This window comes from Klebsiella sp. LTGPAF-6F (assembly GCF_001753185.1).
Classification (GTDB): Bacteria; Pseudomonadota; Gammaproteobacteria; order Enterobacterales; family Enterobacteriaceae; genus Klebsiella; species Klebsiella michiganensis.
Map to the genome: position 1 here is coordinate 382,805 of NZ_CP017451.1, position 26,128 is coordinate 408,932.

Genomic DNA, 26,128 nt, shown 5'->3' on the forward strand with positions numbered 1-26,128 from the left:
AACAATGCAATGGATTTCCACAGCCAGCCAGAAAATCGATGAGCGTCTCTATCGTGTCTGCGTCTGGGTAAAAAAATATCACGCTGATGCGATTAACCGCGTTGTGCTAACCGTTGATCTAAGTAAAGCCCGACATGACCCTGACGAGGACCAGGTAAGAGCAGAGCTGCTGTGCGGCCATTATTTTTTGCTTCGTAAGGAAAACGCTTCGAACTCTGCGCCTGACGATCAAAAGTTTGCTTTCCTGCCTGACGGGCGCAATCTGTGTTGGCAGACCGCAACCCCGGTGCTTCAGCATCTCCTACTCAATAAAAACGTTCCTGAGTCGCTGAGGTTGCTTACGGACTACATACATATGCGTCTGGCCAGGCTGACAATGGTACCTATGTCCGGAACCATCATGAACGAGGCTCTGCTGGACAGCATCAGCTGGGTTAAGGTGGATTTGACCTACTTCTGGCAGTACGAACAGCTCAGCTCTCATCTGGGACCCATCCAGATAACCCACAAGGCACTTGTACGCTTCGGGCACCTGGCAAAGAATGATGAAAACTCCAGTGCCATAAGAATTCTGCGTCAGCGTCTGTCTTCAGAATTCTTACAAGAATTTCAGATGGCTGAGGATGAGCTAAAGCGCAAACAGTCGTTGATGGGCACCATGGACGTGAAAATGCTGTTTCATGCTCATTACCCCAGCCAGAAGATGCTGGTGGCTCGATATAAAAATGGTTGGGTAATGGTGGATTGTTTTCTGTTTCACCATACCAAACCTAAGAAAAAAGCAAAAAACAAAACTACTGTGGCTAAGCCTCAACTTAAACAGACTAAAAGAGAAGGGAGTGAAAATGGAACTGGGCATTATGGTGTGCATCGTGTTGTTACTCTCAGTGGCGGCGGCGTGGATCAGTAATAAGACAGTTGATTTGCTCGAAAGATTCTATTTCAAGCGTCCGCTGAGCATGGAGTACGCGGCATGGCTACGTGTAATGTGTGCAGGCTTGTTATTAGTTTTTATTCAGGTTGCTCCCCAATTTACACTCCTGTATACCCTTAAACTTGTCACGCTTATTAATCTTGGAATCCAGACAATGAAATTAAATGGCGTGTACAAATATAAAAGGACGGGAATTTTGCCTCCGGGAGGGGCACTCTCTAATCTCACCAGACTTAACCCGTTCAAGAAAAAATAAAGTTATGCGCCCGTGAGGGCGCTATTCATCAAAGGCATTTCGCATAAGCTTGATCATGGCTTTTTTACCAGCTTCAATATTGCGAATGTAGCGCATAACCATTTCTTCATTCGACCAGTTCCCCATTTCCATAATCTGTGGTAGCGAGTAACCTTCAATATCCAGCTGTATCGCACCGCCTACACGAACGCTGTGCCCTGTCCAGTAACGGGTTTTAGTCTCATTTGGATAAAGCTCATTCCACATTTCTTTAAATGCCCGTAAAAGGGAATTTTTGCTGAGCATACCGGCATCGTCCACAGTGTCTTCCTCATCTTCATCGTTCAGAAGACTTTGTTTAGCACGGTAGGGCAGGTTATGCCGTTTAAGAAGCTCAGATAGCTCATTCCCTTTACTCCGAAGCTTCCAGCCGGGTGGCATATAGCCTGTATCATGGAAATTTACGGCCTGGAAAAGGTATTCATCCGGATGACTGTGCTGATCCATTTTCACAAGGTTCATCAATCTCAAGAGGCAGTTAGTTAACTGACGTGTCAGCCGGTAGGTAAGAAGTGTACTGATGTTCGTTTTTGTACGGTATACCGTCAGGTTAAATTCACCGGTCATACTATCCAGAGACAGATCTTTCAGACGTATACGGCGAATTTCGGATGAACGGAGCAGTGTTTCAAAGCCTGTCCAGATCAGGCACAGGTCACGAAGCTTACGAACTGAGTTTGTAGTACTGCGTAACTTTATCAGAGCCTTGAGATCGCCAATAAGAAAGGGAGTTGCCTGTTTAGTCGTCTTTCGCTTCCGGGCTTCCGATTGTTTTAAGGCTTCCAGCATGTACCATGCTTCAGACGTAATAATCCCGGGCAGGTTAAGCCCTTTTTTATGGATACTGTTTAAGGCCTGAAGACAGCTGTTTATGCTGCTTCGTGACAATTTGCCTTCAAGATGCCCCATAAACGCCAGCAGAGCTTCCTCAGACACGGGGAGCGAACTTACTGGCCAGTCTGTATGCAACCGGGCATTCGCCTGATACCATTCGTTCCATACTCGTAGCCAGTGCAGATAGGTTTTAGCTGTGTTGTATCTCAGATGGGAAAAGTAACGGATCAAGCGTGAAAGCTGTTTATCATGGTTGCCGAACGTTTCCAGCTGCTGATGCAATTCGCTTTCCGAAAACTGTCTGATCACTGATTGATTCTTCATCCTGCTCACCGGGATACACTTGTTTTATTTACAGTCATTTTAGCACTCATGTACCTGGTTATGAACAGGGTGGAAACAACGAAAAAGGTTGTGAAATCGTTAGGCTTAAGTGAAAAATGATATTAAGATTATCCCTGGCCAGTTGAGGCCTGTCTAAAGAAGGTTGATTATGTCTGACACAAAGCAGTCTTATTTAATGAAATTCCGTAAGTGTAGTTCGTTCGAAACGCTCGAAAAAGTATTTGAAAGGTTATGTGAAAAAAACTCGGGTGTCGCCTCTCTTGAAATTTCTGGTGCTTATGATCATCGTAAAGCTGAACTGACAATGAAAAAGTTATATGACAAAGTTCCTGCGAGTGTGTGGACCTTTGTTCGCGAGTAATTATTGATATTGGCACAACAAAAAGACTGTGTCTGGATTTGAAAATAGTTTATGCCCCTTTCGGGGCTAAAGGCACTGTAATAGCCTGTCTTTTTAACTTTCTTATTAAGTTCGGAGAAAGACTTTAATCATAAGCCAAGCCCACTGCTAAATACATCCGATATTCTCCTTAATTTTAGAAGTTGTGATAAAAGTTACTTTACCTAAACTTCTCTCTCCATATTTGTAAGGCTCTCATTTGATTCTTGTCAAACATTAATCTGGAAAACTAAAAAATCATTTCTTTTAATTCGTTTTACAGAAATCCTCCTCCGTTATTTCGGATATAGTTTGAATAATTATCAAAAACGGGGTGCAGCCATGCGTAAGAGTTACACATTTGGTATTCCATTTGGACTCCAGAGAGAATCAGGACTCTTTTTAGATATTACAGAGGTCAGCCGGGGTATCGACTGTAACTGCATCTGCCCCGCTTGCAAAACTGATCTGTTAGCAAAGCAGGGGGAGGTCAAGCTTTGGCATTTCTCACACAGTACTGCTGTAGCCGGTGACTGTGATGGTCTGATGGAAGCCATCCGGGGAAAAATTATTGAAGTCATCAACGAGCACCAGGTTCTTGGTTTCCCAAATCTTCTCGCTGGCGACGATGGTGGGCCGGTTTCACTGAATGAGGTTATTGGAAGCGGCAGTATGTTCGGAGGCACAGCTGATCTGTTCGTAAAGGTTAATGATTTATGTGTGGCCGTCTTTCTGGACAGGGATCGTAGCATTTCTGCGAAGTTAACCTTTGACCACCTTCATCCTTCCGAAAGAGTTGCCGCATTGCGTATCGATCTTCCAGATATTGAATATGAAATCAGTCAGGTGCAGCTCGGGCGACGTAAAACAACATACAGTGAGTGCATTGAAAGCCTGATCATTGATGAGACCAGTTCCCGGGAATGGCTATATCATCCATTAATGCATGAACTTGAATCTGAACCTCTTCAGGAGTATCGGGGACGGGAGCCTTCAGAGGAAGGGCCTCTTCTTCAGCGCCTTGCTGACTGTAAGATGAAATTGCCTGATATCCTTCCGGGCAGTCATAACGCGTTAGTCAGGTTACAGCAGGATACGATTGTATGTCTGTGTCGGTTAACGGTTCGGGCTTATGACATCGCTCAGACCGATGAATTTCCTTTGTTCCTTCGCTATTTCAGGTTGCACTGCCTGGAAAACAGCGAACATGTCAGTTACGAAAGACTGATCTGCTGGCAGGAAATGATTTCAAAAACCCAGGAAGGCCAGTCCTTGACACAAAACGAACTTGAATATCTTCATGAGATTGTCCGCATCGCCTTATACAATCACCGGCTTAACAATGTCAGTATTTCAGATGTTAAAAACCATGACACAGGAAAGGAGAGCGGCAGGGTAGAGCCACAAAACTATTCACTCTTATAAATAAATTGGGCTTTGCGCATTAAACCCTTGCCGCAGGAGGTGTACCGCATATCCGGCACAGACAGTCAGTTTTTCTGGCAGCTTAAATTTGACACAGCTTAATATAGTGATTCATTAAACAGGTTCAGTATGCTGCCAGAACGTTTTAGTCGTTATGGGCGTCCGTTAGTTTTCTACTAACTGAACGACGACCAGCCTGCCGCCTTCCTCCTTTGACAGAACAAACTGAGCGTTATTCGTCAGTTCAATTTTTTCCCCAATGGCAATCTGTCGTTTATCCGGTAATGACATAAGCCCATTTATGCCTTCATTTACTAACCACCACTGATCGTTATGGAAAACAAAATACCCAACTCGTTTCCTTTGCAAATCGGTTGTACGCTCATTTGGCGCAATGAGGCGATTCACATGCCACGCATAGATTGACTGCCCGCTCCACACCATCAACCGGTGGTCGTCAGGACGATAACTGCCTTCCTTTCGGGAAGAATATAAATTTAGAACCGGTAATTTACCCTTGTATGGCGTACCGCAGTAGGGACAAACCGGCTTTGTCTTACCCGAGAAAACGTACCATTTCTGTTCACACGCCTTGTTCTGGCAGGGCTGTATCAGATCGACTGTTTTAACCAGGGCGCTTTCCCACTCATCGGCGGTCGGGCGTTTAGTGGCATCGTGTAAGCCATCTATAAAGGCGCGCTCAAACAAAGGTGTCAGATAAGGGCCCATGATGGTGTAAGGAATTTTCTCCGGGTCAGCCCAGGGCAGTGAAAAGGACGATAGCTGACTGACTTTGACTGCATTGCTTTTGTCTGTCGGATGTTCAATGAAGAGTGCCTTCTCACCCATAGATAAGGTCTCATCACGTACTTCATCCGACATGTCATGTATTTTTCCGCCACGTAGCGGATGACGGAAGAACAGATACATGTAGATAAGCACCGACAGCGCATGACGGTCAGTAGTAATGCTTGGCAATACGCGGTTCGGATCCTCTTTGGAAAGATGACTGGTTTTCACCACTTCCGGAGCGATAAAATCCGGGGTGCCCACCACGTCGGGAGGATACTTTCCAGGGACAACCAGGCCGTCTACGTCAATGATGCAGGCATGTCCCATTTCTGGATCGATAAGCACGTTTTTATAGCTTAGATCGCTGTGACAGAGACCTGCCGCATGCATCCTTCTGACGGCTCTTGTCAGCAGCAGACAGACCTTGAGATAGGTAAGCGTATTGCCTCGTTCACGTGGGTCGAGAAATTTGTTCTGGTTGCTGGCGCTGGCAAACCATTTGCCTTCCTTTTCACGACCTTTTATGCCAAGAAAATCATCGTTTTTAGAGCCGTATTTAAAGAAAAAGTAGCTTTTGTAGGTTGGAACCACGATGCCGATTTTATGCCCATGCTCAACAACATGGGTCGGCCAGCAAAACAGGTCCTTCCAGTATTCACCTCCGGACTGGCCAAAAATGTTTTGCCTGTAGCGTCCGGTGATCATATCAATCCGATCCCGGGCCTGCTCGTTCTGCGGTTTATGATAAAAAGCGACGACGTATGATTTATCAGGCGAAAAGTAAACATCCTTCATCGAGCCCGAACCAATTACCTCGTCAACATACTGGACTGTTTCGCCGTCCTTTGTTTTGCACGTAACGATATTTGCCATATTGATCACCGAAAAAGCGTATCCCTTACCACAACACCGCAATAGTGCGGTCATCATGGTTCCCTGTGGAGAAAAAGTTAAGCCAGTCGCCTAACCTCTCAGGCGCAATACTGGCGTCTGTAAGGACAGGGTTGAGCTCATCAACGAGACGGGTCCATTTTTCGTCACTGCGAAGCCCATTATCCGTCTCAAACAGAGGGTCTGAGACGCCGTCTGTCATGAGGATCAAGTGAGATACATCATTCCATTTACCCACGCTGATGCGGCCGCTAAACGAGGGGTCTGCGATAATGCTCTGGTCAAGGAAACGGGTTTGTCCTGCGTATTCTCCGCTATCGGGATTTCCCAGTATCCTGACTTTACCGGAAGGGCTGTATGCACCTATCGCACCATCACCAAGCCAGAATGCAGTCGCAAACAGCTCGTTATCAGTTCGTAGCGCTACAGTTGCCAGAAGGGTTGTTGAATAGGATTTCACAGGTTGTTCTGCACAAATGGCTTCGTTCTGGATACTGTTGACCGCGAGCGTAGCTGCCTGTTTAAAATGATGAAGCATGGCGTTTATTGTTGCCTGCTGATCGCTCCCTTCCCACGCCGTGATGTGCTGCTTTAAATGGACGCCTTTCACACCACTGAGCTGATTTAAAAGGTAATCGCCAGCCGTTTTGACTGCAATCCGGGAGCCTTCCCGGGAATTTACCGCACTACCGGCTCCGTCTGCGACCAGCATGACAGACCATCCTGTTTCCTGGCAGTGGTTGATGTAGAAGTCGTCATCTCTGAAGCTTCCGGCATGCTCATGAGAGCGTCCCCGGCGACTGGCGGCAGCAATACGTATATCACCCCTGACCAGGCCAGCAGCGTCCAGATGGGACTTAGGGTAGGGAGCGTCTGCTGGTGGCTCTACCACCTTCCACAGGCTTCTCGGATCGGGATTGATTATAAATAGCTGTTTTGTTTCACATTCGTCGTGCGACGTGCATGACCAGATTACTGAAAGCTCTATATCGCCGCTTTCGGTGGGAGTACCTGTCAGCAACTCCTGTTCTTTGTCAAAAGACAGGCCAATGTTCCGGGGAAAGACAACGTCCCTGACAGTAGCCTGCTGGCCCTCACCCAGAACGATAGCAACCGGCGAAGAGAAACGTTCGCCTGCGCGGGCGTTGGGGATCGTTATTTTAGCTCTCGGGGGAACGGCAGGTGGCACAGCTAAGCTGGCCCGCTGCTGGCCTGTCGGTATCTGCCCGGGTTTTAATACCAGGGAAGACAGGTTTTCGTCTTCCCTCTGTGCTGGTTTATCAAATTCGTAATAAGGCATCAGCTTCCAGAACGGAGGATGAGGCTCATTTTCTGGCAGGGGTTGCAGTGCTGATGTATCGGTAGCGTCAATGCCCGGGTTATCAGCAACACTTACGACCGTTTGTTGCTGATCGGAAAGACTGGATGCTGACGAGGCGGCAATCTCTGCGTCGTTATCACCTTCGCTAACCCGCGCAGATAAACCCTGTGCAAGGCTCTCAATCCGCTCTTTAAGCCGCATAATTTCTTCGGTAAGGGATGGGTCCTGCGATAGAAGTAAAAGCCGCTCACCTTCAACAGGGTGGCCCAGCTCAGACAGAACTAAGCGGATAATCTTCTCTTCAAGTAAAGCATTTTGCGACATCAACCTCTCCCTCTGTTTACGTCGAAGTTAGTGTTTCCGCCATCATTGCTGAATGACAGGCCTGTTTCACACCACGGGCAGATCACGTCATCCGGGCCGTCAATACACAGCAACTTTCCGCATGAGCACAGGGCAAACGCACTGGCATTACCGCAGTGGGGGCAACCCGGTACGCCATGCAGTTCGCTGGTATTTACCTGCAAACCGGTAGCGGTGGCATCTGACCACGCAAAATAGTCCTCATCGATGGGATAGCATCCGGCAATATTAAAGCTGTTCAGGTTCAGACTGAAATCGAGCCCGGAAACCCTTGCTGGTGGCCGTTCATACTTCATCAGGTACGGACGACGGGTCTTGCTGCAACGGCCGGTAAGCGTAACGCAGTTTTCGTCGTACGCTTTTACTGGCTCGTCCTTGGCCAGCCGGACTATGTATTCAGTCTGGCTGAGCTCAGGTTGTTTGTCGTCCCCGACGCTGCGGCTGTGCGCCGTAACCGAGGCCGTGATCCATTTGATGAAGCGGGTAAAGTCCCCTTCCTGAGATTCGGTGAACAGCATGACATTCTCTGTCAGTTGCCGCAGGATATTCAGGTCCGCTGACGGCCCCAGGCCAACGGCAATGAGATTCACTTTACTCGCGTAGTGATCCTTCCAGCGCTTCACTTCTGCGGTTGTGTCGTCAGTCGGACGTCCGTCGGTAAGGAGATACACGACGGGTTTCCAGTCGCCTTTAGCCTCATGAGTGGTTTTTCTGACCTGGGTATCAATTTGCACGGTCAGCTCACGCAATGCAGCTCCAAGGCTCGTACCGCCGCCAACGGGAAGGCGGGGAGGGTAGAACGAGGCAATTTCGTGAAGAGGTACAATCGTACGGGCTACACCGGCAAATGCGATTACCGAGACCCAGGCTGTTTCAAGTGCGTGTGGATCCTTTCTTAAATCTCCGACGATCATTTGCAGACCATCAGTCATTTTTTTCAGGTTTTCACCAATCATGGACTCTGAACAGTCCAGGACAAAAAACACGGGAAGGCGTCTCATAATTTTCCTCGTACGGCTGGTACGGCCAGCAGAAAACGTTGCTGTACAGAAAGGTGCTGCCCGGAAACAGCACCTTTCTGTCTGTCAGAGCACCAGCTGGATTTCTGGTGGAGGAGGGGGAAGGGTATCAGTTCCGTTATTAATCCCCGCGCTTGTGCTGCCGGAAGACACGCTGGCCGATACCCATTTAAAGAAACCTGCAAACGCGGTTGAATCTAGCGTCTCCAGAGACACAACCTTATCGGTGAGCTGTTTTAAGTGCTCATGGCCTGCTTTAGGACCAACGGCGCAGGCAATGATGGATCCGAATCCCCGGCCGCGAATCGCTTTTACCGCTTCACCGTACGCCAGGGCATCAGAAGGGGTTCCATCAGTCATCAGGAATACCAGAGGACGCCAGTCTCCTTTGGTATCACCATCTGAGCGACGTACATCCCGTTCAACACACTGCATCAGACATTCAAGGGCAGCACCGGTGAACGTCCCGCCTGCGCTTGGCACAACGATGTCAGAAAACTGGAAGTCTTCCAGCGGCGTGAGAGGAATGAACTCACGCGCCTCATTGTCATAGGTGATAATGGAGATATGAACGCTTTCGAGGGCGTAGGGATCCTGGCGAAGAGCGCTAAGCATCGCCTGAATTCCAACGTTAACGGAATGGATTGACTCACCGCGCATCGAGCCGGATGTGTCGATAACAAGGTAAACAGGCAGGCGGCGCATCACATGTAATTCCTCAGGTGCGAGACAAACGAATCTGATTCTGAAGGCTCACCAATTGCCCTGAGTTTCCAGCCTGTAGCCTCGCGTATCAGCTCGGCAAAGACCATGGAGCGCTGGCTGGCGAAGGCGGGTCCGCCAGAAAGATCGAATCGTGCCATTTCAATATTACGGGCATCTACTGCCCGGATGAAGGCATTCTGAACTTTACCAAAGTGCTGCTGGAGCTTTTCACCATTGTAGATCTGAACGATGAACACAATTTTCTCGTACTGAGCGTCAAGGGAATTCAGGCGCACAATAATTTGCTCATCGTCACCGTCACCGGCTCCGGTTCGGTTATCGCCCGTCAGCCAGATATTGCCTGACTTATGGCGAAGGCTGTTGAAAAAGATGATATCGCCATTCACAAGCGTTGGTTTACCATTTTCCACATTGCCGAGATCGGTCACCTTTCCGGCTGAATTACACAGGAAAGCGATCACATCAAGGTCGTATTCTTCTTCTTTTTTACCAAAGATCCCGCCGAGAAAACCTTTCTTTTCCTCATTAATATCCCAACCGAGGCCGATAGTAACGGACGAGAGATCGTATTCATTTTTTTTCAGGCTTACGCCCTGGCCTTTGCTCAGACTGACAGACATGATATCCCCTTAATCAATAAAATTATAAGACCACATTTACTTCTGGCGGCGGCGGTGGCAGGTCTTCAAGACCGATCACTTCTTTTTTGCTGGACTCCACTTTCTGACTGCCTACCGAAATGCTCGCACTGACCCATTTAAAGAAAGCTTTAATCGTCGAACTGTCAGCTGTATCGAGCTGAACCACGATTTCAGTGATTTCTTTGAGGACGCTGGTATCGGCATCATGCCCGGCTGCACATGCCACAACAACGCCGGTTCTGGCCGCTTTAAAGTCATTCAGGCCTTTACGCCAGTCATCATTCGGACTTCCATCCGTCATCAGGAATACAAGGGGACGCCAGTCACCTTTAGTGTCAGCCGTCGTTTTCTGTACTTCTTTGGCAATGGAGCTGGCCGTGAGGGAAAGCGCTTCGCCAAGAGACGTGGTGCCGCTGGCTGTTAGTGCTGGCATCTGGAAACTCAGGAGGTCTGTCAGGGGGACTGCCTGTCGGGCTGAAGAATCAAAGGTGATCACTGACACGTGAGCCGTTTCGAGTGCATACGGATCCTGTTTCAGCGTGGTAAGCAGCGTCTGAACGCCATTTTTAACCGCTTCGATAGGCTCTCCGTGCATAGAGCCGGACGTGTCGAGTAGCAGATATACGGGTAAGCGTCTCAAATGTAATTCCTTCTTAAGAGATCGGAAGAGGAGAGTAGTTTCAGGAAGAGGCCAGGGTTTGTTGATTTGATAAAACGGCACGACATCTGTCGGGTGGAGATTAAATACTCAGAAGCGGCATTAAAGAAATAAGTTAACCACCATAGAATTACCGACATGTGAATGGCCTCTTATCAACAGAAAAATAATTCAGACCGGACTGGAATATAAGATTTCTGAAAAAACTCGGACAAATAAACTGTCTTATGTATGAAATTCATCATACATCACAGATCTGCATGAATGGAGTGTAAAACGCCCAAAGATTGATGTGTAGCACAAGAGGATGTCAAGACACCAGGTTTTGTAGTCAGTAAGGCGCTGCTGGCATTGCGGGAGGAGAATAGATCAAAACTACGTCACGCCAATACAGAGGTAAAATATGACAAAACCGGGGTTTTCACCCCGGTCTGAGATTTAGCGTCAGGACTTTTTAGCGCTGTATTCTTTTATCAGTTCGTCAACGGAGTGCAGAGCCAGCTTCTCTACCGCTTCACTTCGGGTCGAGCCACTCAGCGCAGCCAGACGGTCAATTTTTCTTAAGATCCGCATGCGTAGCGATAAGGACACGGCTGTTTTTTTATCCTTATCGAGTACGACCTTCCCTGTAGACTCACCGGTTTTCAGTTCAGCATTCTGTGCGAGCGCTTCATTCATCCGGCGAAGGGTCTTTTTATCCAGCTGGCCCGGATTAACGAGATGGTAGGAATGACCTGCCTTGCTGTATTTGATCTCCGCAGAATATGACTCGCGTAGCTCTTTGAGGGCCCGGGTTAATGTCGGCTCTGAGCATTCCAGACTGGTTATAATGTCGGCAGCGGAAACGGGCTTGCCGGTGCCCAGTAAGTTGGCAAGCTTAAAAATCCGGGCCTGTCTGGTATTTAATTGCATCGTAAGATTTAGCCTGCTTAAAGGGTTAGTGGTTCAATAGGCTGAAAAATGAAGGTACTGCTCATCTTTCGAATAACCGGGTGATCGCCTAACGCTTCAACCGGATCAATGTGTTCTATGCCTGCAAAATTTACTGACGACATCTGGCTGCGAGTGCATTTGCAGGACAGGATATACTCATCCTCCAGATAGCCGGTCCGCTTACTGACCCGTTGCGTAAAGCCTGACACAATCACGTTGTCGAAAGGTAGCGTATGTAAAACGATACCGACCAGGCGGAACAAGCAGCCATGGACGTGGCGGGCATAGTTTTCGCGTACGGCTTTTTGCGTCATGGCTTTTTCCGTCAGCTCCGTGCCCCGGGCATTAACGCCGTAAATCTTATCAGGGAAATCTTCAATCTCAGCTAAATCAACGTCCAGCAGGACTGCTGATAGCTCCGGCTTTACTTCAAATGCAACAATCGTTTCACGCGGCCATTCAGTTTCTGCCAGCACACCCGCCAGGTATGATTCGAAAAACGCGGCGTCTGTCCGGAACTGCTGCCGGGCATCTGCCTGAGCCGTGGCGAGCCGTTTTTCATGTTCTTCTGCTTCAAACTTCCAGTTTGCATACTGTTCGGCCCAGGCCGTCCGTTGTTGCTGGTACCGGTGCTGTCGAAGGGTATTCTCACGCTCCACATCAATCAGCTCCTGCTGCCACCGGCGAAGATTTTCGGCGTGGCGCTCAGCTTTAGCTGATTCCGATTCAAACCATTTACCCAGAAAACTAATGCCTTCGCTCTCGGCAGGCTTTTCCGGCAATGCAAGGTAGTCTGGCTTTTCTGGACGCACCGGTGCCGGAACCTGAAAAGGCGACGTTCTGTTATGCAGGTATACTGCTTCCAGCTCTGCCCAGCTGATGCCTGTTTTTGGATCCGGCGTCAGCTCGTGAATATTACGGATTGCGGTTACCGCTGACATGAGTTCAGCGGCTTCCTGCTCAAGCGCCTGTCTGAGCCCCGGGTCGGTTGCCGTCCGGTTTCCACCTCCGGAACGCGCGGCCCGGTCAAGCCGGGTACGGTAACTCAGCCCGGTACCGGGCAAGCCCAGATTGGCATAGGTCCCCCGGCTACCAAAAGAAACGGAAGCACCTCTCGGCCCGACACTCAGGCTCGGTGCACCGTTACTCAGGTTGAGGCGAACGCCAGGAATAATGTTGATCGACTTTCTGAACCTGAACCCCATTATGATTTCCTTAATGATGCTGGGTCACGGTAAGTAATCTGATTCCATCAGCGCTTTGCTCGTTCTGTAACCCATAAAAACGAGCTCTGTCCAGAATGCCAGCCGCCCAGCGGCGATGTGTGGCGGGTTCACACATTGCTCCCTGCGACTTAAACACGGCCTGGGTAGAGTTCAGGATCCGCAGAGCGTCAGAATACTCACCCTGAGTGACCATCAGCGCGTTTTGAATGACCTCTATCTGACCCGGGTGAATGGCCGTTTTCCCAACAAGCCCATGTGCCATATCAAGAGCCAGCTCTCTGGCCATAACGGCATGATCGTCAATATGCTCACATACGGGCGCGGTCAGGGCAAAATCACGCGGGCCGAAGACTGAAACGAGCATTTTGATGACGTAGCCCATCGGGCTGTCATACAGCGTCAGGTCCCGGGGGCGGCGAAGCGACACAACGTTCATAAGATCGTTGCCGCCGATTCGAAGCGCAATAATGCGGTCGTGGCAGGGATGTTCCACCAGGCGAGTGGCCAGCTCGCGCATCTGAACCACGTCAAAGACGTCTTCTGTTTCCAGCGTTGGCATCATGCACAGGTGAGTCCCGCCCATGATATCCCACCATTCAGCTAACGAACTGAGGGTAAATTTCGGCAACACAAACCCATCGACAGCGGAAAGATCATAATGCGCTTTTAACCATCTGCCCATTTCGGCATGCCGAGGGCGAATGAACACCAGAGGCCAGTCATTTTTACCCAGGCTACGCATGCTGTTACTGAGCTCGTGCAGCAGGTGCTCCAGATTTTTGAGGGCGATGGGGATGTCTGCTTCACTGACAGCATCCTCCAGGCAAATCACCAGAGAGCGCAAACCCGGGATTTTCCCGTGCAGGACGGCATCAGCAATATCTTCCCGTGTTGCAGGCATGTATAGCGTGGCTCCCAGATTCCAGGGAGAAAGACGATTTTTCATCAGAGTACCTTCTTGATAATGGTTACAGCCCGATACTGGCCGAGGGTTCCCCCCATTTCTGTAACAACTATTCCCTTTTCACGAGCAAGCCCTACAAGCAAGGCAACGTCCGGGTCGTCAATAGAACGCACAAATACATGGTCCGGTACCCGACGTAATACAGCCCGGGTTGCTTCAGCAATACCGGGTTTAATACGATTGACGCTGTCCACTTTAAATTCATCGGCCAGGAACGCGATAACGTCGCGACTTGTCTGCCATAAGACCCGGGCTGACTCCATATTCCAGCTCAGGGTAGCGAGGGATGACGGGGTTAACTTCTTACGGAAATGGGCGACGGTATCGACAAGCATCCGGCTGCATTCGAATTCACTGAGATGCTCGCAAACCATGCACCCATGTAATCCTTCAGAGGACCATACTGACCGGGAGATCAGGCCTGATACCGGCGCACCCATGATGCCAAAAGGAATGAGCCAGTCATCATCACTGGCTGCAAGCCAGGAGCAGCCACAGGGATCGGCCAGGACAACCAGTCGCGGCTGCTCAGGATAGCCCGGGCGATCTTTCAGTGCGCGTACAAGCTCTCCGGTAATTGCGCCTTTACCTGTCCATCCGTCAACAAAGACAATACCGCTGGTACCATGGCGCTCTTCAATGACGTCGAGGGCTGCACCGTCAATTCCACGATCCCGGATAATGCTGATACCGTAATGCCATGAGGTTTTCCCCATGTCACGCAGGGCCTGGTGCAGCATAACGCCGAGCGGCACGCCAGCTCTGACGAGACTGGCCAGTACAATGGGCTCATCACCGAAGCGTTCGGCCAGAGCAATAGCGAGCTGTGTGACTTCTTTTGCAAGTCTCTCTGCGCCCCGATCCAGCGCCCGGTGAAACAAATCAAGATGCCATTGTGTTGGCGCTGGCTCCTGACTGAGCATGTCCGAATAATGTTTCTTCCCTGACTGAATCAGCTCTTCTTTTTGCTCAACCGGCGTCATCTCAATGACTACCGGCTTTAGCAGAAATTCCACGTCACCGGGCTGGTATGAGCCGGTAAATGTGTCATGTGGCTGCATTTTAATTTTCTCCAAAAATTCGCTGTGAAATGGCATCTGCAAACTGACTCTGACGCGGGATGCCAAACCAGCTGCACAGTTTCATAAAACGATGATCGCTCAGGCTGTCGCCCAGACCAATTACGGGGAAGACTCCGCGTTCAGCCCGAAGTTTTTCAAGAAGCCATCTGACTGCCAGCCCTTTCTCAACCGCGGTGGGAAGCCAGGCCACGTTATTACTGTTGCGGTGGATGTAGAAGCCCTCGGTCGGAAACACCGTTTCTATCTCATCTGCAATGGCATTGAGCTCGTCAAGGCGGGTGCTGTCGCGGTGCTTCATCACCATATAAACCGCCGTTTCACCGTATTCGAAGTTCAGCCTTGCCCAGGCATTGATCCCTTTTGCGTCCATCATTTCAGTGATCAGACGCTGCATCGATGTCAGCTTTTCCTGATAGGGAGCCAGCTGGCCGAGCATATGGGCCTTCCACTCCTCGTCGGGTTTGCCTTCTGGCGTGAGAATGACGGCCCCGTGAGTGGTGATTGCCCAGGAGTGGAAAGGGATCCGTACGCGGCTGATTTCTTCAGTTCCCCGTGCGGTAACGGGTATGAGTTCAGCCTGCTCCAGGAGCCAGTCCACCAACATGGACTGTTCTTCCGTCATAAAGCTTCGTGGATTCAGGGTGCGATCAACGGCACCGGTACGGAATGGCTCCAGGGCCAGCTCGTCCACCATTTTACGACGGGTCTGAAAGAGCGTGTCGTCAAGGTCGCTCAGAACAACGGGTTTATTCATAGGTAACAATCTCCACGACGGCCGCAACCTCAGCCAGCGCTTTAAGAAGCTGCGTGTCAATACTTTCTGCGGGTGTCTCAGTACACACAAGAATGCGGTCAAACTGCTGGTGGGCGACGTTATAGACAAAATTGGGGATGCCCAGCCCGTAGTTATCCGTAAAGGAAATGGCGGACTCAATGGCATAACCAACGGCGATAGGGGAGCGGGTGGTCGATCCATAAAATGCCTGTGCTCCGGCAGCTTCGAGCCGTTCAGCAAGCAGGAACGGCTCCCAGACGAATTCCCCGGTCCCGAGAACCAGAATACGTTCCCCCTTGTGGACGGAGACCTCATGGCCGAGATCGGCCGCAGGTGCGAGCATCCCCAGTCGGCCCCAGGACTGTTTTCCCTGGATGTCCCATTCTCCTCGTGAAGTTACGTTGACTTTCGGCATGTCCGGGACAGGTGCATCAGGTAATGGGGTCCATCCCCACTTACCGCTTACAAGAGAAACCGAAGTGACTGGTAAGGTGCTGCGCTCGGACAAGGCTTTGCCACTCCAGTCGGTAAGCGTAACGGCTATAACCTGTTCAATATGTTGAAGCTTGCCGGTATTACGCAGGGCTGAAAGCAGGTTAATAAAGGTATTACCGGTGGTTGCCTCGTCATCAATCAAAACCAGCGTTCGTGCGTTGGTAACACGACGTCTTTTCTCTTCATCATCTGGCAGATAGATCAGATGATCGGTGGCGTGGCTGTGTTCTTCCTTGAACTCGCAAAGCAACGTGCCATCAACCGGGTGACGGGTAGAGGTCAGATAGACAGATTCAGGATGCTGGTGGCGCACTTCATCAAATACACCGGCCCCAAGCCCAACGGCGGTTTCAGCCATACCGATAAACAGTACGGGTCCTGTCAGTGTCGAGGGGAACTGGCTGGCAAGCTGTCTGTAGGCCTGCCGCATGACTGAGGGTGGCACGGGAATGTGCCTGCCGAGTACTTTGCTGACAAACAGAAAGGCGCGTTTCGGGTTACGTCTTTCAGCGATGTCAAACAGGTCATCGAGCGAAACTTCACCCTGGTCGCGGGTTACCTGAATCGTACCGCATGAGAGGGTACGGCGATAAATCATATCTTCGAGGATATCAGACATAAATACGCCTTAATTCAGAAGGTTAGAGAGTGATTCCGGGTATGCAATTACATCCGTAATGGATCTCACCGCAACCGGAGAAAAGGTGTTTTTAGCGCTCTGGCGCACCATATCTTCAGACATCAGACCGAGCTTAAAGGCAGCAAATAACCCAGGAAGGTTCACCCCGCTGTGAAGGGTATAACCCACCCCCCCTGACGGACGCATGTTGGTTTCAAGCAGCACCGGGTTGCCATTCACATCGTTTCGCGTCTGAACATTCACCAGCCCGTCGGCCTTCATAACCCTGGCGCAGTCACACGCCAGTTCCCAGGCGCTTCCTTCGTTTACCAGATACTGGATAACCCCTTCCTTACGGCGTCCCACGGCTGCGAGTATTTCGCCCTTATCCGCGAGGATATCGACGGAAAATTCCGGGCCTGGCAGGTACGGCATCAAAACAAGGGGTTTAAACGACTCAGCAGCTGATGCTGCTGCAATATACTGTTGCGGACTGACCAGACGATGTTCGGGATGATTAAAGACGGCCATAGGCGAAGCACTGTCATCAAAGCGCCAGAATCCCATGCCATAGATACCCGTCACCGGCTTCACGCATACCGGGCTGTCAGTGAACGGCGGGGCCGCGAGGTGTGTTTTTAATTCTGCCAGCGTATTCACCCGCCAGGATGGTACGACCGGGAGACCCTTTTGCTCCATAAACTGAGCAAAAGTAACTTTTTCGTCAGCCAGAGTTAACCAGTCGACGCCCGTTGCACCGGTAGTAAGGGTGGCACCGGTCGATTCAATGGCTGAACGGTGTTCTTCAAACCACTGGCTGTTACGGCCAGTATGAATATGGTGGATGCCGTAGGACTGAATGGTTTCCTGGATAAACTGAAGACGTTTTTGAGGATCTTCAGGTTCAGTCAAAGAATAGTCGGCAACGGAAAGGATTTCATTTCTTTCGTTACGGTGGGAGGCAAAAACGGTAATGGCAAAATTATTTTTTTTTGCAAATGATTTTACCCCCTGAATAATATCTCGCTGGGAGGATAAACCTTCCATAAACCAAATTTTCTTGTTCATTTTTTTTAATTATCCGGAACGCCATGCAAATTTATGATTGAGAAGTGAGTCTATGAGTGTCTAAGCTACATGTCAATCATAATATGATTTATAACTCCTGTGGTTATGGAGTGCGTCAGGTTTTTTGGATTCCTGATAACACATTGATATTTAAATTAAACTTAGAAAATTAACACCCTGAAAAGGATTTCTTTTTGTGTTTTTACAGAAAACTACCAAAATTTCCCTTGTCAGAGAACTTCATCATGATATGATTTTCTTCGTCAGTTACTAAATATACCTTTGATTGTCTCGGTCATTACCATTTTAAGGAATAAAACATGGTTTCATTAGTTAAGAACCAGACGGTATCACTCAGCAAAGAATCATCTGCATTAAGCCAGCTTCATTTCGGTCTCGGTTGGGATCCGGTTAAGAAAAAAGGTCTTCTTGGAGGATTGTTTGGAGGCAACGACTCAATCGATCTCGATGCTGGCTGCGTATTAATGGACAGCACCGGTAAAACAATTGACACCATCTGGTTCCGCAAACTGGAATCCACCTGCGGCGCTGTTGTGCACAGTGGCGATAACCTGACCGGTGAAGGTGACGGTGACGATGAGGTGATTAATGTCAACCTCTCCCGACTGCCTGCAAACGTTGAATACCTGGCGTTTACGGTAAACAGCTTCCGTGGTCAGTCGTTCAATGACGTCGAAAACGCGTTCTGCCGCGTTGTCGATCAAACCGGCAAAGAGCTGGCTCGCTACAAGCTGACTGAGCAGGGCTCACATACCGGGATCGTTATTTCTTCGCTGCGCCGTAATAACGGCAACTGGGACTTTACCGCCCTTGGCCATGCCTGTCGCGGCCGCACAATTGACGATATGCACTCCGATATCGTTTCAGCGGTTATTCGCTAATGAACCTGACGCCGGGGGGCAATGCCCCCGTTCCAGCCCAGGAGTTGCGGGTCCGGATCACCTCGGGCGGCCAGGTGGATGCTTCGGCGTTTCGCCTGTATGCCGACGGGAAGGTGCAGGGTGATGCGGACATGGTGTTTTATGGTCAGCCACGTAACGATGATGGTACCGTCAGCCTGGTCAGTGAAGGCCAGTACTCAACCTTTACTGTCGCGCTCAACCGGCTGAAACCTGATGTCCAGAAAATTGCGTTCACCGTGACCTGTGACGGTGGGCAGACGGTGTCCGGTCTTCGTAATCTTTCCATCGACGTGGAGCAAGGGGCTACCGGCCTGGTTAGCGGCAGTGTCGAACTGAGCGGCCGTCAGGAAGCAGCCTTAATTCTGGGTGAATTTTACCGTCGTAATAATGACTGGAAATTCCGCTTCGTTGCGCAGGGGTTCAACGGTGGACTTAAACCGCTGGCAGAGCATTTCGGCGTAAATATTGCCGACGAACCGGCTCCCGCAGCCCCGACTCCTCCGGTTGTAACCCCTCCGCCAGTTGAGACAAAAATCAGCCTGAGCAAGGTATCGCTGACAAAAGAGAAGCCTGCAATCAGCCTGACCAAACGGGATAACTTCGGTGAAATCCGGATCAACCTGAACTGGCACCGGGGCAGCGGCAAATCAGGCTTTGCAGGCATGTTCGGCTCCAAAGGAATCGACCTGGATCTGGGGGCCTTTGTTGAGCTTCAGGACGGGTATAAATCGGTCATTCAGGCGCTCGGTAATGCATTCGGTGATTATCGCGATGAACCGTATGTTCAGCTCAAGGGCGATGACCGGACGGGTGATGTATCAGACGGCGAGTGGCTGCATATCAATGGACGTGAATGGAAGCATATCCGCGAAGTGCTGATTTACGCCTTTATTTATGAAGGTGTTCCCAGCTGGGACAAGACTGATGGTGTGGTCACCATTCATGTGCCGGATCAACCGCCCATTGAGACCCGCCTGACCGAAGGTGAAAACCGTCGCACATTGTGCGCCATTGCCAGACTCGTAAACGAAAACGGCGCAATTAAAGTCGAGCGAATTAACCAGTACTTCAAAGGCCAGGACGAAATGGACCGGGCATTTGGCTGGGGATTTCGCTGGAGCGCCGGTTCTAAATAACACAGCAACAAAGGAAACAGGTATGAGCTTTTTCGACAAAGTTAAAGGTGCCATTAACTCAGGCCGTGACGAACTGACCCGCCAGGTTGGCCGTTTCAAAAACAAAAAATTCATGCAGGGCACCGTTGCTGTATGTGCCCGTATTGCCGTATCGAGTGACGGCGTAAGTTCGGAAGAAAAGCAGAAAATGATGGGCTTTCTGCGCTCTTCAGAAGAGCTGAAGGTCTTCGATACCAATGAGGTGATTGAGTTCTTCAATAAACTGGTTTCAAGCTTCGATTTCGATGTTGAAATCGGCAAGGGCGAAACCATGAAATACATCCTGGCGCTGAAAGATCAGCCTGAGGCCGCTCAGCTGGCCTTACGTGTTGGTATTGCCGTTGCGAAAAGTGACGGTAACTTCGATCAGGACGAGAAACTGGCCTCCCGCGAGATCGCTATCGCGTTGGGCTTCGACCCGGCTGAATTTGGCCTCTGTTCCACATCCCTAAGGGTAAAATATGGTTTCCACACACATCGGCTTCCCGACTGAAACGGTCATTGTTTTTATTGCGCTTTCAGTCGGTGCCATCTTTATTGACCTGTTTATGCACCGTGATGACAAGCCTATTTCGCTGAAGAGTGCGGCGCTCTGGTCCGTATTCTGGGTTGTGGTTGCGATGGCATTTGCCGGTTTCCTCTATATCCACCACGGTGCTGAGGTTGCCAGTCTGTTTGTCACGGGTTATGCGCTGGAGAAAGTGCTGTCGGTCGATAACCTGTTCGTCATGATGGCCATCTTCTCCTGGTTCGCCGTTCCGGATCGTTATCGCCACCGTGTTCTCTACTGGGGGATCATTGGTGCCATTGTCTTCAGGGGCATCTTTGTCGCCATCGGTACGAGCCTGCTGAGTCTGGGGCCGTATGTTGAAGTTGTCTTCGCTATTATCGTTGCCTGGACAGCGGTCATGATGCTTAAAAGCGGTGATGACGATGATGAAATTGAGGATTACTCCCAGCATCTGGCTTACCGCATGGTTAAACGCTTCTTCCCTATCTGGCCGAAGCTCAGAGGGCATGCCTTCCTGCTTAACCAGAAGGAAGTGGATGCTGAACTGGCGAAACCAGAAAACAGCGATGTCACCATTGGCCGTGGTAAAAAAGCGGCGCTGTATGCGACCCCGCTGTTCCTGTGTGTGGCTGTGGTTGAACTCTCGGACGTAATGTTCGCGTTTGACTCGGTACCGGCAATCATTGCCGTCAGTCGTGAACCGCTTATCGTCTATAGTGCCATGATGTTTGCTATCCTGGGCCTGCGTACTCTGTACTTTGTCCTTGAGGCACTGAAACAGTACCTGGTTCATCTGGAGAAGGCCGTTATCGTGCTGCTGTTCTTCATCGCGGCAAAACTCGGCCTGAATGCGACCGATCACATCTGGCATCATGGTTACAGCATCGCGGCAACAACCAGCCTGTATGTTGTACTGGGTGTACTGGCGCTGGGCATTCTCGCAAGCGTCATGTTCCCGGGCAAACCTGAATCTGAGGAAAAGGGGAGTTAATCCCCTTAAGTGTTAACCTGAACAATTACTAATCGAAGAGGTTATTTTATGAGTGTTTCTCTTTCCAAAGGCGGGAACGTCTCCCTAAGTAAAGCAGCTCCGTCAATGAAAAACGTCCTGGTGGGCCTTGGCTGGGATGCGCGTTCAACAGACGGTCAGGACTTTGACCTGGATGCTTCAGCATTCCTGCTGGCCTCAAACGGCAAAGTGCGCGGCGATTCAGATTTCATCTTCTATAACAACCTGACGTCATCCGACGGTTCCGTAACGCACACCGGCGATAACCGCACCGGTGAGGGCGATGGTGATGATGAATCGCTGAAAATTAAACTGGACGCCGTCCCGTCTGAAGTTGACAAGATCATCTTCGTTGTGACCATCCACGATGCTCAGGCTCGTCGCCAGAGCTTTGGTCAGGTATCCGGTGCGTTTATTCGTCTGGTTAATGACGATAACCAGACTGAAGTTGCTCGCTACGATCTGACCGAAGATGCGTCCACTGAGACTGCCATGCTGTTCGGCGAGCTGTATCGCCACAATGGTGAGTGGAAATTCCGCGCAGTAGGTCAGGGTTATGCTGGTGGTCTGGCATCTGTATGTGCTCAGTACGGCATTAACGCGTCCTGATCAAAAAGTAACTTTTCTACCCGGGGCTGTTAATGCAGCCCTCATTCAACTGTTTGCAGGAGCTAAAAATGGCAGTTTCTCTCGTAAAAGGCGGCAATGTATCTCTGACCAAAGAAGCACCAACCATGAATGTTGCTATGGTTGGCCTAGGCTGGGATGCCCGTGTAACCGATGGTCAGGGTTTTGACCTGGACGCTTCCGTGTTCGCAGTAGGCGAAGACGGTAAAGTGTTGTCAGATGCGCATTTCATTTTCTTCAATAACAAAACCAGCCCTGATGGCGCGGTAGAGCACCAGGGCGACAACCGTACCGGTGAAGGCGACGGCGACGATGAGCAGGTCAAAATCGATCTGACCAAAGTCTCAGCAGATATCAAAAAACTGGTGTTTGCCGTTACCATCTATGATGCAGAAGCGCGTAAACAAAACTTCGGCATGGTGAGCAACAGCTTCATGCGCGTTTACAACAACGACAACGGCACGGAAATTGCCCGTTTCGATCTGTCTGAAGATGCCTCAACCGAAACCGCTATGGTCTTCGGTGAACTGTATCGTCATGGCGCTGAGTGGAAGTTTAAAGCTGTCGGTCAGGGCTTTGCCGGTGGCCTGGCGGCTCTTGCCTCCCAGCACGGCGTTAACATCTAAAATAACGCTGAATCATACCCCGGCAATGCCGGGGTTTTTTTTGGTTGCGATCCGCTATCAGGAGGGGGGGGGCAGAAAGGGTTCGGGAATCTCAGAAAGCAGAGAGATGTTAATTCTGACGTGAGCCTTTTAAAGGCAGGAAACGGATTTTTCTCTGGTTGCTGGTTAAAGCCTGTATTCCGTGCCTTATATCAACAGCATGCCCCTCTGATATATGTTACGTTTGCGACTTATGAAGGCACGGGTTCTGGAAGATAAAATACCCGACCAATGGAAATTCCAATTCAACAGGTATAGAAACTTCAACGTGATGAAATATGGTGTCACACCATATATACGCCTCACCAGAAATCCAGCGTCCTGAACTAAGCCAGGGGAACCTATATAAACGCTGCGCTTTAAAATAATCAAAAATCAGGAGAGTTAATGTGAATCTACAATCCGGACAAAACATACCACTTCAGCAATCTGCGATCAGGCTGAATCTTCAGTACCCTACCAAATCCGGCTTTAAAGGCGAACCCGATACCTGCCTGTTCCTGCTTAATGCTCAGGGAAAGGTCAGCGGCGATTCTGACTTTATCTTTTACAATAATCTGTCTTCTCCTGAAGGGGCAGTAAAGCTCGTTACCGGTTCTCAGCAGTCCAGCATTGAGATAGCACTGGATCGTGTTCCTGCGAACATCAGTAAAATTGCAATCACAGTTGTCATTGATGGTGAAGATACCATCAGTGGGCTCAGTTCGTTGAGCATGCAGGCTCAAGGAATCGCTGAGTTCCAGGCTGAGACTCAGGGCCGCAGTGAGAAAGCAATTATCCTGGGTGAAGTATATCGGCACAATGGCGCCTGGAAGCTTCGTGCGCTCGGGCAGGGTTTCAACGGTGGTCTTGAGCCTCTGGCCATTAGCTATGGCGTTGATGTCGCACAGCCAGCTCCGCAGCCAGCAAAGCCTGCTCGTATCAGTCTGGAAAAGAAACTGGAAACCAGATCTCCGCGCCTTGTAAGCCTCGCTAAAAAAGCCTCGGTCAGTCTTACTAAAAATAAACTGGACACCCTTGAGGCAGCGGTTGCATTTGTACTTGACGCATCCGGCTCAATGAGTGGCCAGTTCAGTAAGGGTAACGTTCAGTCTGTGCTGGACCGCATCGCCGTTCTTGCCGCCCAGTTCGACGACGACGGTGAAATGGATGTCTGGGGATTTGGAGAGAAGCATAAGAAGTATCCAAACGTCACACTGGACAACCTGGACACATATATTCAGTCCATTCGCGGGGCTGGAAAGCGTTCAGCCTGGGAGAACCTGCCGGGCCTCGGAGGGACAAACAACGAGCCTCCTGTGATGGAAGAAATAGTCGACTACTTTAAGGACTCGAAAATCCCGGTGTATGTTGTATTTATTACCGATGGCGGGATCAGCAAGACCCGGGCGATTAAAGATGCAATCCGGCGTTCTGCCAACTACCCCATCTTCTGGAAGTTTGTCGGCCTGGGTGGTTCAAGCTACGGTATCCTCAAAAATCTGGATGACTTTACTGACCGCCGGGTTGATAACACCCACTTCTTTGCCATGGATGATTTCGGTTCGATTAGCGATGAAAAGTTATATGATAATCTACTGGAAGAATTCAGACCGTGGATCGATGAAACAAAAAGGTTAGGCATCCTTTAATACGCACAGTTTGAGCTTGGTTGAATGAGCTCTACAGCAGCTTAATACTGTAGAGCCTTTGTTCATTGGAAATCGTACAGGGAGGCGCATATGGACCGCATCAAGTACCTGAAATGGATAGCTGAAGAATCACCAAGTACGGCTCAGCAGCTGGTGGCCTGGTTAAACAGAGCAAGGCACTATACGCCCGACATGAAAGAGCATCAGGCAGGTGTACAGATTCAAGAAAAGGGGATTGTTGTAGGGCTTAGACAAAGTACTAATCGTTATCATGGAGATTGTCTGACCATACATGTGGTACGGCTTCCGGAAGAAATACAAAACAAGGGATGGTTTAAGTCTTTTCTGAAGCTTTGCTGTGAATCGAATCCCTGGTGCGATGTTGTAATAGAAGACGTGAAAAACCCATATTTATTAAGCTTTTGTAAGAAACTAAACTTTACTGTATTAGATGAATTTTACCCGAATACTTACATAGTAAACACAGATGCCATTATGAGTTTACCTATCCCACCCTTAGGGAGATACGAAACCTATCTTTATTAAACCTGCGAACCTTTACCGGTTGCGTGGGGAGCGGATGGACTTCGGCTAAAGAAAAATCACATCGTCTATTTTGACCAGAAAAAGCTAATCTGCTTGATGTAATGCAGAAACGCATTACATTAATATCTTCTCCCAACAATCACCTGAACAATTCCCTGATTGCTTTTCACCTCATACCAGTGCTGGCTCATAGTTAGTCCTTAAGCAAATTTGTTATCGGAATAAAGAACGAAGCCAGCCTCATCGAGGCGCATAACCTTCTTCCCTTAACGCCTGTTGTAATTTTTCAATTGCGCTTTTCATTACCCAGGCTTCTTCGTCACTCACAGCACAGCCACGAAGATCGCTCCAGCTCAGACGTTTAACTAATTGAGCAAGGGCCATAGTTTCATTCTCATCAAGCTGCAAACTCAGTGTCTCAATACCTTCCACTATCTAACCTCCCTTATACTGAAAAATGGCGCTTTATTTCTGACCAGATGCCGAAGCCTTGAATGCGGCCGGAACTGCCGTTGTTTCTACTTTACAGAAATGGAATTAAAAAGTGGTGGTGCTGGGCACGTTTCTTTTCCAGTCGGGGTTTAAGCCAGAGCCGAAACTCATTCAACTTCTCAGCAGCCAAAACCGCTTCAACGGGGAAAACTTTATATTTACCCTGCTGCTGAGGTTCACCCAACCATCGCCTGATGGCTCCGTCAGTCCATAAACGAGTCTCTTTGAGCCTGGTTACAGTGACCCATTTCCTGGACCATTCATCAAATTGTCGCTGGCGATCCCGATAACGTTGTTCTTCCTGCTGACGAAGCCAGTCGCGATCAACAGCGAATTTTCGGTATCCAACAAAGAGCCCTTGTACTTTGGCCATGACAACATTCCGGTTTGCTTAGAACTGTTCAGACAGACATGTCAGGGATAAAGCTGAAGAAAAAGGTACAACGAAGAATAACCAAGACATAGGCCTGCCGGGTAAGTGGTGCGGTGCACAGGACTGTCGGAAAGTACGCTCAGAGAGGGTCGTTTAAGCATGATGCACCACCGCCAGCCAGCCTTAATAATGGTAATGTACCACTGGGTTACCAGACAGACCAGTAACGCATCAAACATAAAACTGTTTTTTAAAAAACGTCAGGAACGTAGCCTGACCTTTTAACCAGTGGTGTAAAAAACATACAGATTGCTCTGAGGTATGAGGTTCAGCAACTAGCCTTGTCGACGCAGAAACATTAAGTAATCAATAGCAGCTATCGCAAACAATG

General features: G+C 49.6%; 27 protein-coding genes. 11 read left to right on the forward strand and 16 right to left on the reverse strand.

Features of this window, described 5'->3' with window-relative positions; translation table 11 throughout:
* The first annotated feature begins 4 nt into the window (after window positions 1–4).
* The gene (locus BJF97_RS30820; protein WP_001198595.1) at window positions 5–910 is read left to right on the forward strand and encodes a hypothetical protein; all 906 of its coding nucleotides are present in this window, start codon (window positions 5–7) and stop codon (window positions 908–910) included.
* Between the two features lie 301 nt (window positions 911–1,211).
* On the opposite strand, the gene BJF97_RS30830 is transcribed toward BJF97_RS30820, so the two are convergent.
* Window positions 1,212–2,387 (reverse strand): tyrosine-type recombinase/integrase, encoded by a 1,176-nt coding sequence (locus BJF97_RS30830; protein WP_000795949.1) that lies wholly within the window; start codon window positions 2,385–2,387, stop codon window positions 1,212–1,214.
* A 169-nt stretch (window positions 2,388–2,556) separates the two neighbouring features.
* Here BJF97_RS30830 and BJF97_RS30835 point away from each other — a divergent pair, with 169 nt between their 5' ends.
* On the forward strand, window positions 2,557–2,769 hold the full coding sequence (locus BJF97_RS30835) for an Hha/YmoA family nucleoid-associated regulatory protein (protein ID WP_001285422.1): 213 nt from the start codon (window positions 2,557–2,559) through the stop codon (window positions 2,767–2,769).
* Window positions 2,770–3,129: 360 nt separating this feature from the next.
* A complete protein-coding gene (locus BJF97_RS30840) occupies window positions 3,130–4,212 on the forward strand; it encodes a competence protein CoiA family protein (RefSeq protein WP_001232447.1) in 1,083 nt (360 codons plus the stop codon).
* Between the two features lie 165 nt (window positions 4,213–4,377).
* Here BJF97_RS30840 and BJF97_RS30845 read toward each other — a convergent pair whose 3' ends face one another.
* The 13 genes from BJF97_RS30845 to BJF97_RS30905 all read right to left on the reverse strand — a co-directional run bounded on the left by BJF97_RS30845 (window position 4,378) and on the right by BJF97_RS30905 (window position 17,785).
* The gene (locus BJF97_RS30845) at window positions 4,378–5,877 is read right to left on the reverse strand and encodes a helix-hairpin-helix domain-containing protein (RefSeq protein ID WP_001284318.1); all 1,500 of its coding nucleotides are present in this window, start codon (window positions 5,875–5,877) and stop codon (window positions 4,378–4,380) included.
* 25 nt (window positions 5,878–5,902) lie between these two features.
* Complete coding sequence (locus BJF97_RS30850) at window positions 5,903–7,540, reverse strand: PP2C family serine/threonine-protein phosphatase (RefSeq protein WP_000081060.1); 1,638 nt, start codon at window positions 7,538–7,540, stop codon at window positions 5,903–5,905.
* Window positions 7,540–8,580: a TerY-C metal binding domain-containing protein gene (locus BJF97_RS30855; RefSeq protein ID WP_001253656.1), complete on the reverse strand. Its 1,041-nt coding sequence runs from the start codon at window positions 8,578–8,580 to the stop codon at window positions 7,540–7,542. Before BJF97_RS30855 ends, BJF97_RS30850 begins: the two co-directional genes overlap by 1 nt.
* An 84-nt stretch (window positions 8,581–8,664) precedes the next feature.
* Window positions 8,665–9,303 (reverse strand): vWA domain-containing protein, encoded by a 639-nt coding sequence (locus BJF97_RS30860; protein ID WP_001253658.1) that lies wholly within the window; start codon window positions 9,301–9,303, stop codon window positions 8,665–8,667.
* Window positions 9,303–9,944: a TerD family protein gene (locus BJF97_RS30865; RefSeq protein WP_000116681.1), complete on the reverse strand. Its 642-nt coding sequence runs from the start codon at window positions 9,942–9,944 to the stop codon at window positions 9,303–9,305. Before BJF97_RS30865 ends, BJF97_RS30860 begins: the two co-directional genes overlap by 1 nt.
* A 22-nt stretch (window positions 9,945–9,966) precedes the next feature.
* Window positions 9,967–10,605, reverse strand: coding sequence for a vWA domain-containing protein (locus tag BJF97_RS30870; protein WP_001253657.1), 639 nt, complete (start codon window positions 10,603–10,605; stop codon window positions 9,967–9,969).
* Between the two features lie 462 nt (window positions 10,606–11,067).
* Entirely contained in the window at window positions 11,068–11,535 is a 468-nt protein-coding gene (terW, locus tag BJF97_RS30875; protein ID WP_001176767.1) for a tellurium resistance protein TerW, read from the reverse strand.
* Between the two features lie 17 nt (window positions 11,536–11,552).
* Window positions 11,553–12,761: a DUF4236 domain-containing protein gene (locus tag BJF97_RS30880; protein ID WP_011152964.1), complete on the reverse strand. Its 1,209-nt coding sequence runs from the start codon at window positions 12,759–12,761 to the stop codon at window positions 11,553–11,555.
* A gap of 10 nt (window positions 12,762–12,771) precedes the next feature.
* Window positions 12,772–13,728 carry an HpcH/HpaI aldolase/citrate lyase family protein gene (locus tag BJF97_RS30885; RefSeq protein WP_011152965.1) on the reverse strand — a complete coding sequence of 319 codons (957 nt, stop codon included), beginning with the start codon at window positions 13,726–13,728 and terminating at the stop codon, window positions 12,772–12,774.
* Window positions 13,728–14,807, reverse strand: coding sequence for a cysteine protease StiP family protein (locus tag BJF97_RS30890; RefSeq protein ID WP_001585166.1), 1,080 nt, complete (start codon window positions 14,805–14,807; stop codon window positions 13,728–13,730). Before BJF97_RS30890 ends, BJF97_RS30885 begins: the two co-directional genes overlap by 1 nt.
* 1 nt (window position 14,808) lies before the next feature.
* Window positions 14,809–15,582: a hypothetical protein gene (locus BJF97_RS30895; RefSeq protein ID WP_001040058.1), complete on the reverse strand. Its 774-nt coding sequence runs from the start codon at window positions 15,580–15,582 to the stop codon at window positions 14,809–14,811.
* Complete coding sequence (locus tag BJF97_RS30900; RefSeq protein WP_001280115.1) at window positions 15,575–16,717, reverse strand: phosphoribosyltransferase domain-containing protein; 1,143 nt, start codon at window positions 16,715–16,717, stop codon at window positions 15,575–15,577. The genes BJF97_RS30895 and BJF97_RS30900 overlap by 8 nt, the downstream gene beginning before the upstream one ends.
* A 9-nt stretch (window positions 16,718–16,726) precedes the next feature.
* Entirely contained in the window at window positions 16,727–17,785 is a 1,059-nt protein-coding gene (locus tag BJF97_RS30905; RefSeq protein ID WP_012695441.1) for an ATP-grasp domain-containing protein, read from the reverse strand.
* A 320-nt stretch (window positions 17,786–18,105) separates the two neighbouring features.
* Between BJF97_RS30905 and BJF97_RS30910 the strand changes: the two genes are divergently transcribed.
* From BJF97_RS30910 to BJF97_RS30945, 8 genes are all read left to right on the forward strand, one after another.
* Window positions 18,106–18,687 (forward strand): tellurium resistance-associated protein TerZ, encoded by a 582-nt coding sequence (locus tag BJF97_RS30910; RefSeq protein WP_000254137.1) that lies wholly within the window; start codon window positions 18,106–18,108, stop codon window positions 18,685–18,687.
* The gene (locus BJF97_RS30915) at window positions 18,687–19,844 is read left to right on the forward strand and encodes a TerD family protein (RefSeq protein ID WP_001054786.1); all 1,158 of its coding nucleotides are present in this window, start codon (window positions 18,687–18,689) and stop codon (window positions 19,842–19,844) included. The genes BJF97_RS30910 and BJF97_RS30915 overlap by 1 nt, the downstream gene beginning before the upstream one ends.
* 22 nt (window positions 19,845–19,866) lie before the next feature.
* Window positions 19,867–20,376, forward strand: coding sequence for a tellurite resistance TerB family protein (locus BJF97_RS30920; protein ID WP_070083097.1), 510 nt, complete (start codon window positions 19,867–19,869; stop codon window positions 20,374–20,376).
* A complete protein-coding gene (gene terC, locus BJF97_RS30925) occupies window positions 20,345–21,385 on the forward strand; it encodes a tellurium resistance membrane protein TerC (protein WP_000255079.1) in 1,041 nt (346 codons plus the stop codon). The genes BJF97_RS30920 and terC overlap by 32 nt, the downstream gene beginning before the upstream one ends.
* A gap of 48 nt (window positions 21,386–21,433) precedes the next feature.
* Window positions 21,434–22,012 carry a tellurium resistance membrane protein TerD gene (gene terD, locus BJF97_RS30930; RefSeq protein ID WP_000116680.1) on the forward strand — a complete coding sequence of 193 codons (579 nt, stop codon included), beginning with the start codon at window positions 21,434–21,436 and terminating at the stop codon, window positions 22,010–22,012.
* Between the two features lie 68 nt (window positions 22,013–22,080).
* Window positions 22,081–22,656, forward strand: a complete 576-nt coding sequence (locus tag BJF97_RS30935) for a TerD family protein (protein ID WP_000301247.1) — start codon at window positions 22,081–22,083, stop codon at window positions 22,654–22,656.
* 428 nt (window positions 22,657–23,084) lie between these two features.
* Window positions 23,085–24,326: a vWA domain-containing protein gene (locus BJF97_RS30940; protein ID WP_001053340.1), complete on the forward strand. Its 1,242-nt coding sequence runs from the start codon at window positions 23,085–23,087 to the stop codon at window positions 24,324–24,326.
* Window positions 24,327–24,416: 90 nt separating this feature from the next.
* Window positions 24,417–24,872, forward strand: a complete 456-nt coding sequence (locus BJF97_RS30945; RefSeq protein ID WP_000374058.1) for a hypothetical protein — start codon at window positions 24,417–24,419, stop codon at window positions 24,870–24,872.
* 240 nt (window positions 24,873–25,112) lie between these two features.
* Here BJF97_RS30945 and BJF97_RS30950 read toward each other — a convergent pair whose 3' ends face one another.
* Together BJF97_RS30950 and BJF97_RS30955 are read right to left on the reverse strand one after the other, a co-directional pair.
* Complete coding sequence (locus BJF97_RS30950) at window positions 25,113–25,304, reverse strand: DUF7706 family protein (protein ID WP_000398479.1); 192 nt, start codon at window positions 25,302–25,304, stop codon at window positions 25,113–25,115.
* 91 nt (window positions 25,305–25,395) lie between these two features.
* Window positions 25,396–25,737 (reverse strand): hypothetical protein, encoded by a 342-nt coding sequence (locus BJF97_RS30955; protein WP_001151572.1) that lies wholly within the window; start codon window positions 25,735–25,737, stop codon window positions 25,396–25,398.
* Window positions 25,738–26,128 lie beyond the last annotated feature (391 nt).